At 67.4% G+C, this 6,508-nt stretch carries 6 protein-coding genes; 3 read left to right on the top strand and 3 right to left on the bottom strand.

The features are described from left to right. Positions 1-33: 33 nt before the first annotated feature. Together ACFVDI_RS21665 and trpS are read right to left on the bottom strand one after the other, a co-directional pair. Positions 34-558, bottom strand: coding sequence for a 2'-5' RNA ligase family protein (locus tag ACFVDI_RS21665; protein WP_378910009.1), 525 nt, complete (start codon positions 556-558; stop codon positions 34-36). A 12-nt stretch (positions 559-570) separates the two neighbouring features. Continuing rightward, the gene (trpS, locus tag ACFVDI_RS21670; RefSeq protein ID WP_378910011.1) at positions 571-1,608 is read right to left on the bottom strand and encodes a tryptophan--tRNA ligase; all 1,038 of its coding nucleotides are present in this window, start codon (positions 1,606-1,608) and stop codon (positions 571-573) included. 402 nt (positions 1,609-2,010) lie between these two features. Here trpS and ggpS point away from each other — a divergent pair, with 402 nt between their 5' ends. Beyond that, the gene (gene ggpS, locus ACFVDI_RS21675; protein WP_378910013.1) at positions 2,011-4,296 is read left to right on the top strand and encodes a glucosylglycerol-phosphate synthase; all 2,286 of its coding nucleotides are present in this window, start codon (positions 2,011-2,013) and stop codon (positions 4,294-4,296) included. Between the two features lie 78 nt (positions 4,297-4,374). Here ggpS and ACFVDI_RS21680 read toward each other — a convergent pair whose 3' ends face one another. Continuing rightward, positions 4,375-5,577, bottom strand: coding sequence for an MFS transporter (locus ACFVDI_RS21680; protein WP_378910016.1), 1,203 nt, complete (start codon positions 5,575-5,577; stop codon positions 4,375-4,377). A 120-nt stretch (positions 5,578-5,697) separates the two neighbouring features. Between ACFVDI_RS21680 and ACFVDI_RS21685 the strand changes: the two genes are divergently transcribed. Beyond that, positions 5,698-5,910, top strand: coding sequence for a helix-turn-helix domain-containing protein (locus ACFVDI_RS21685; RefSeq protein WP_008364037.1), 213 nt, complete (start codon positions 5,698-5,700; stop codon positions 5,908-5,910). After that, positions 5,910-6,446, top strand: coding sequence for a Clp protease N-terminal domain-containing protein (locus ACFVDI_RS21690; protein ID WP_378910019.1), 537 nt, complete (start codon positions 5,910-5,912; stop codon positions 6,444-6,446). The genes ACFVDI_RS21685 and ACFVDI_RS21690 overlap by 1 nt, the downstream gene beginning before the upstream one ends. Positions 6,447-6,508 lie beyond the last annotated feature (62 nt).

A 6,508-nucleotide genomic window follows, 5' to 3' on the forward strand; every position in this document is an offset into this window, starting at 1 on the left:
CATCCGTCGTTCGTGGGCGGACCCGAGCCCGCCTCAACCGGTCAGTGCTGCTCTCAGTGCGAACTCGCGGGTCGGGCGCCAACCGTCCGCGTCGTCGTGGACATAGAGGTGGAACTCCTCGACCGACCACTCGCACTCGAAATCGGCCAGCTCACCGAAAGCCTTGTCGAGGCTAGCGTCGGGAAGGTCGTGGGCGATCGTGACATGCGGGTGATAGGGAAACGTGAGCTTCTGGTCGAGCGGACCCTGCCGGACCGTGTTGGCCAGCTGCTCGCATCCCGAGATGCCCTGGACCACAGCCACGAACACCACCGACGAGACCGGCCGGAAGGTGCCGGTGCCGCGTAGGTGCACACCGAAGGGAGCGACCCTCGAGGCCGCTGACTCGAGATGGCTCTCGATGTCCGGCAGCAGATCCTCGTGGATCTCCGTCGGTGGCACAAGCGTGATGTGCGTCGGGATCATGGTCGCCGTCGCGTCCCCGAGAGACGTCCGGTAGTCCTGGAGCTGACTTGCCCATGGCTCCGGGATAGCGATGGCAACACCGATGGTGCGCATGCGCCGACCTTACTAGCCCAGAGGCGCCGCGGGGGCCACAAAGCCAACCCGCTCGTAGACGTCGGCCAGAGTCTTGCGGGCAACCGCGCCCGCCTTCTCCGCGCCCTGCCTCAGGATGCCGTCGAGGTAGTCCCGGTCCTCGAGGACCTCGAAGGTCTTCTCCCGGAACGGCGTGACGTAGTCGACGACGACCTCGGCGAGGTCCTTCTTGAGATCGCCGTATCCCTTGCCGGCGTACTTGCCGACCAGGGTGTCGATGTCGGCACCGGTCAGCGCGGAGTAGATCCGCAGCAGGTTGGAGACACCGGGCTTGGCCTCCTCGTCGAAGCGGATCTCCATCTCCGAGTCGGTGACCGCGGAGCGGATCTTCTTCGCCGAGACCTTCGGGTCGTCGAGCATGTCGATCAGGCCGCTCGGGCTCGAGGCCGACTTGGACATCTTGATCGTCGGATCCTGGAGGTCGTAGATCTTCGCGACCTCCTTGAGGATGTAGGGCTCTGGGAGCCGGAAGGTCTTCTTGTAACGACTGTTGAACCGCTGCGCCAGGTCACGGGTCAGCTCCAGGTGCTGCCGCTGGTCCTCGCCGACCGGGACGTACGCCGGGCGGTAGAGCAGGATGTCGGCGGCCATCAGCATCGGGTAGGAGAAGAGACCGACCGAGGCCGCGCCTTCGCCGCCCTTGGCGGACTTGTCCTTGAACTGGGTCATCCGGCGGGCCTCACCGAAGGAGGTGATGCACTGCATCACCCAGCCGAGCTGGGCGTGCTCGGGAAGGTGGGACTGGATGAAGATCGCGGACCGCTCCGGGTCGACGCCGGCGGCCAGCAGCTGGGCGGCAGCCCGACGCGTACGCTCCCGGAGCACCTTCGGGTCCTGCTCGACCGTGATCGCGTGCAGGTCGGCGATGAAGAAGAACGGCTCGTACTCCTCCTGCAGATTGACCCACTGTCGGACCGCGCCGAGATAGTTGCCGAGGTGGTAGGAGTCCGCGGTCGGCTGGATGCCGGAAAGGACCCTTGGCCGAGTCGTGGGAGCGGTGCTGCCGGTCATGTGCGCATTCTGTCAGCCGGTCGTCGAAAGGCTCGAAATGACAGTGGATCCTGCCCGCGGCACTGATCTGCGTGCCGGCCATGGGCCTCGGCGCCCCCCGTGATCAACGTCGAGGACCATGGTCGCCCGCAGTCTGGAAGTCCGCGAGCAGGATCCGCATGACCCATCAACGACGGATCATCGGCTGGGTTACCGGAGAAGTGCATCCAATTTCTTACGAGTTTGTGGACCTCCTGAGAGGCTCTACTCAGTGCGGATTCGATGGTCCGTCAAGTGCCCTTTCCCTGCACGACACGTGCCCCTGTTAGCCTGGTTGGTCGACCCGCGGATCCTCCAAGGGGTCCGCAGCCTCGGGCCAGCTGCCGAATCGGCCTCGAGGCCAGGCGACCCCCGAGGAGATCTGTGAACCACACGTCCGCTGCCAACGCGCGCATGCTGCTCGCGACCGATCTGGACGGGACCTTCCTAGCCGGCGACCCCGAGGCGAAGGTCAAGCTCTACCAGACGCTGAGCCGGCGCGAGGACGTACTCCTGTCCTTCGTCACCGGGCGTGGGCTGGAGTCGGTGCTGCCGCTGTTGGCCGACCCGACCATCCCGACACCCGACTTCATCATCTGCGACGTCGGCGCCACGATCGTGACCGGACACGACCTGCTCGCGGTCGAGCCCATCCAGCAGGACATCGCGGCCAAGTGGCCCGGTGAGCTCACCGTGCTGGAGAAGATCGGCGACCGGCCAGGGCTGGTGCGGCAGAACGTTCCCCAGGACCGCCGGGTCTCCTACTTCTGCGACCCCGAGGCCGTCACCGACGACCTCGCGCCGCTGGTGGCGGAGATCGGCTGCGACCTGCTCTACTCCGCCAGCCACTACCTCGACGTGCTGCCCGGTGGGATCAACAAGGGCCACACCGTCACCAAGCTCGTCGAGCACCTCGGCATCCCGAAGGACCGCGTCCTGGTCGCCGGTGACACCCTCAACGACCTGTCGATGTACGACATCGGGTTCCCGGGTGTCTGCGTCGGCGAGGCCGAGGACCTGCTCCTGGACGCGACCCGCGGCAAGGGGCGTACGTTCCACGCGACCTCCCCCGGCACCGGCGGGATCCTGCAGGCGATCCGGCACTTCAACCTGCTCGACGACGAGCACATCTACGACCCCGAGAACGACGCCGACGACCCGGGCAAGTCCGACCTCGTCATGGTCTACCACCGGCTCCCCTACGACGAGGTGATCGAGGATGGAGAGGTCAAGCGCCGCCGTCCGAAGTCACCCAACGGCATCATCCCGACGCTGCTCTCCTTCTTCACCGAGCGCACCGGATCCTGGGTCGCCTGGTCGATCGACGACCCCAAACGCGGCAAGTTCGCGACCCACACGGTCGTCGACCCCAAGCTCTACCCCGGCCTGGTCGCCTCCCGGCTGCCGCTGTCGAAGAAGGACGTCGACGTCTTCTACAAACGCTTCTCCAAGGAGGCGTTCTGGCCGCTGCTGCACACCTTCTGGGAACGCGCGAAGTTCAAGGAGGAGGACTGGAAGGTCTACTGCCGGGTCAACAAGGCCTTCGCCGAGCAGGCGGCGGCCGAGGCGGCGTACGGCGGCATCGTCTGGATCCACGACTACAACCTGTGGATGGTGCCGGCCTACCTGCGTGAGCTGCGGCCCGACGTGAAGATCGCCTTCCTGCACCACACCCACTTCCCCGGCGCGGACGTGTTCAACGTGGTGCCGTGGCGCCGCGAGATCATCGGCTCGCTGCTGCAGTGCGACTACATCTCGTTCCACATCCCCCGCCAGGTCGAGAACTTCGTCGACGTGGCTCGCGGCGTGGCACCGGTCGAGGTCGTCGAGACCGAGGACTCGGCGCCCCGGTTCCGGACCTACGGCTTCGCCCTCGGCCTGGACACCATGCCGTCGGTGATCGATGTCGGTGGGCGTCGCGTCCACCTGGGCGCCAACCCGGTCAGTGTCGACACCAGGCGGATCGAGGACACCCTCGCCTCGCCAGCGGTGCAGAAGTCGATCGCTCGGGTCAAGGACGAGTTCGAGGGTCAGCGGATCGCGCTGGCCGTCTCGCGGCTCGACTACACCAAGGGCGTGCTCCAGCAGCTCGAGGCCTTCGAGCGGGCACTGCTCGAGGACCCGTCGCTGCTGGGCGAGCTGTCCCTGGTGCTGGTGTGCGTGCCCGCTGCCGGCGAGATGACCGTCTACAAGACCCTGCAGAACCAGATCGAGCAGGCGGTCGGGCGGATCAACGGCCGGTTCTCGCGGATGGGCTGGATGCCGGTCCACTTCTACTTCCGGCCGATCCCGTTCGAGGAGCTGCTGGCCTACTACGCCAACGCAGACGTCATGTGGATCACCCCGCTGCGCGATGGCCTCAACCTGGTCGCGAAGGAGTACGCCGCGGTCCACGGTCTCCGCGGCACGAGCGGCACGCTCGTGCTCTCCGAGTTCGCCGGGGCGGCCGCCGAGCTGCGTGGCGCGGTGCTGACCAATCCCCACGACGTCTCCGACATGGTTCGGGTCTTCCTCCAGGCCGTCGACATGGACGAGGCCGAGGCCAAGGACCGGATGCGCGGGCTGTGGGACACCATCCGCCACCACGACTCCAAGGCCTGGGCCGACGGGTTCCTCGCCGCGGTCGAGGCGGCCAGCTCCGACGCACCTGGCGCCGAGGCGGAGCTCTAAGAGATTCGCCGAGTCGGCCCGTCATGACGGGCCGACTCGGCATCGTTTTGCGTCAAGATGGGCCGACTCGGCGTGCTTCTAGGCGCGGCGGCGGTGGATGCTGGTGCTCCACAGGAGCACCAGCATCCCGGCAGCAGCCAGGCCGGCGCCGACCAGCGGCGCCTCGCGGACGCTCCAGACGTCGAGGGCGATGCCACCGGCGAACGCGCCGAGCGCGTTGGCGATGTTGAGACTCGCGTGGTTCATCGCGGCACCGAGGGTCACCGCGTCGTCGGCGACGTCCATCAGGCGCACCTGCAGGTTGATCACCAGCACCGATGCCACCGCTGTGGTCAAGAAGGCGACCGGCGCGAGCCACCAGCCGGCCGGAGCGACCAGCCAGAAGAGCGTGAGCACCGCGATCATGCCGAGACTGCTGGCCAGCAGCGATCCCATCACCGACCAGCGCGCCAGCTCCCCCGCGATCCAGGTGCCGACGACCATCCCGGTACCGAACGCGAAGACGAACCACGGCACCGCCCCCTCGGCCAGACCGGCCGTGCCGGTGACGATCGGCGCGATGTAGGAGTAGGCCGCGAACATGCCGCCGAATCCGATCGCGCCGGCGAGCATGGTCAGCCAGACCTGCGTGTTGGTGAAGAACCGGCCGGCCTCGCTGCGGCCGGTCGCGTTGGGGTCGCCCGGGAAGTGCGGCACCGACAACTGCACCAGGACCACGGTCAGCAGGGCGAGGCCGGCTGCGGCTGCGTACGGGGCCCGCCAGCCTGCGGTCTGGCCGAGCCAGGTGGCGAACGGGACACCGATCACGTTGGCGACCGAGAGCCCGAGCATCACCAGGGCGACTGCCCGGCCGCGGTGCTTCGGGGCGGCCATCGAGGTCGCGACGATGGTCGCGACACCGAAGTAAGCGCCGTGCGGCAGTCCGTCGAGGAACCGCGCGACCAGGAGCATCTGGTAGTCGACCGCAGCGGCGCTGAGCACGTTGAACAACGCGTAGGCCGCCATCAGCGACAGCAGCAGCCCCTTGCGCGGAAGGTGGGCGACGAAGAAGGAGAGGATCGGTACGCCGACCACCACCCCGACCGCGTAGGCGCTGATCAGGTGACCGGCCGTGGAGGTGCCGACACCGACGCCCTCGGCGATCTCGGGCAGCACGCCCATGGTGACGAACTCCGTCGTACCGATCGCGAAACCACCCGTCGCGAGGGCGATCATGGCGATCGCGAACCGGACGGGGGTGACCTGCCTCAGGGCGGTCTCGGTGCTGGCGGTGTCGGTCACTACTGCTTAACCTTCGGCGATTTGGGGGCTATTCCGCGAATCGGTGTGACTCGGGTCCCGCTCCACTCGCGTGTGTCAACTATGGTTGACACACGCGAGTTGTCAACCTATATTGACATCATGACGGATGCCAAGGATCTCGCCGAGTCGGCCGCGAGCGCCGACCCACGCACCGGACTGCGAGCCGCGCTCGCGCTGCGTCGCCTCGCCGACTCCCTGGAGCGGCTGCAGGTGGCGAACGCCCGACGACAGGGGTGGGCCTGGCAGGAGATCGCCGACGCGCTGGAGGTCAGCCGGCAGGCGGTCCACAAGAAGTACGCGAAGGAGCTGTGATGTTCGAGAGGTTCACCAAGCAGGCCCAGCTGGTCGTGGTCGAGGCGCAGGGTGTCGCCCGGGAGCTGGACCACATGCAGATCGACACCAACCATCTGCTGCTGGCGATCATGGGCGACCCCGAGCAGCCCGCCGCTCGGGCGCTGCTCGAGGCAGGCATCGACCGCGATCGGCTGCGCGCGGAGATCGCGAAAGCCCACGGCCACCTCGGCCCCGACGACGCCGAGGCGCTCGCCGCCCTCGGGATCGATCTCGATGCCGTCAGGGAGAAGGTCGAGGAGGCCTTCGGTCCCGGAGCCCTGGACAAGGGCGGACCACGGCGACGTGGCGGGCACATCCCGTTCTCCAAGGAGGCCAAGAAGACCCTCGAGCTCTCGCTGCGCGAGGCGATCCGGCTCAAGGACCGCTCGATCGGCACCGAGCACATCCTGCTCGGCATTCTGCGGGCGGAAGGGGAAGGACATGCTGCACTACGGGCCCTCGGCGTGGATGTTGCTGCGCTGCGCCGCACGCTCGAGCAGGGCGAGGCCGCCTAACGCAGTCGCCGAGACTTCACTTTCGGAGGCCGAGAATGCAGTTGTGGGCGACGAAACTGTCG

Origin of the sequence: Nocardioides sp. NPDC057767, from assembly GCF_042798275.1 — a bacterium.
Lineage (GTDB): Bacteria > Actinomycetota > Actinomycetes > Propionibacteriales > Nocardioidaceae > Nocardioides.

Excerpts from the sequence above, each read along its gene's own strand:
- ACFVDI_RS21685 (WP_008364037.1), top strand. The coding sequence starts at position 5,698 with ATGACGGATGCCAAGGATCTCGCCGAGTCGGCCGCGAGCGCCGACCCA.
- trpS (WP_378910011.1), bottom strand. The coding sequence starts at position 1,608 with ATGACCGGCAGCACCGCTCCCACGACTCGGCCAAGGGTCCTTTCCGGC.
- ACFVDI_RS21665 (WP_378910009.1), bottom strand. The coding sequence starts at position 558 with ATGCGCACCATCGGTGTTGCCATCGCTATCCCGGAGCCATGGGCAAGT.
- ACFVDI_RS21690 (WP_378910019.1), top strand. The coding sequence starts at position 5,910 with ATGTTCGAGAGGTTCACCAAGCAGGCCCAGCTGGTCGTGGTCGAGGCG.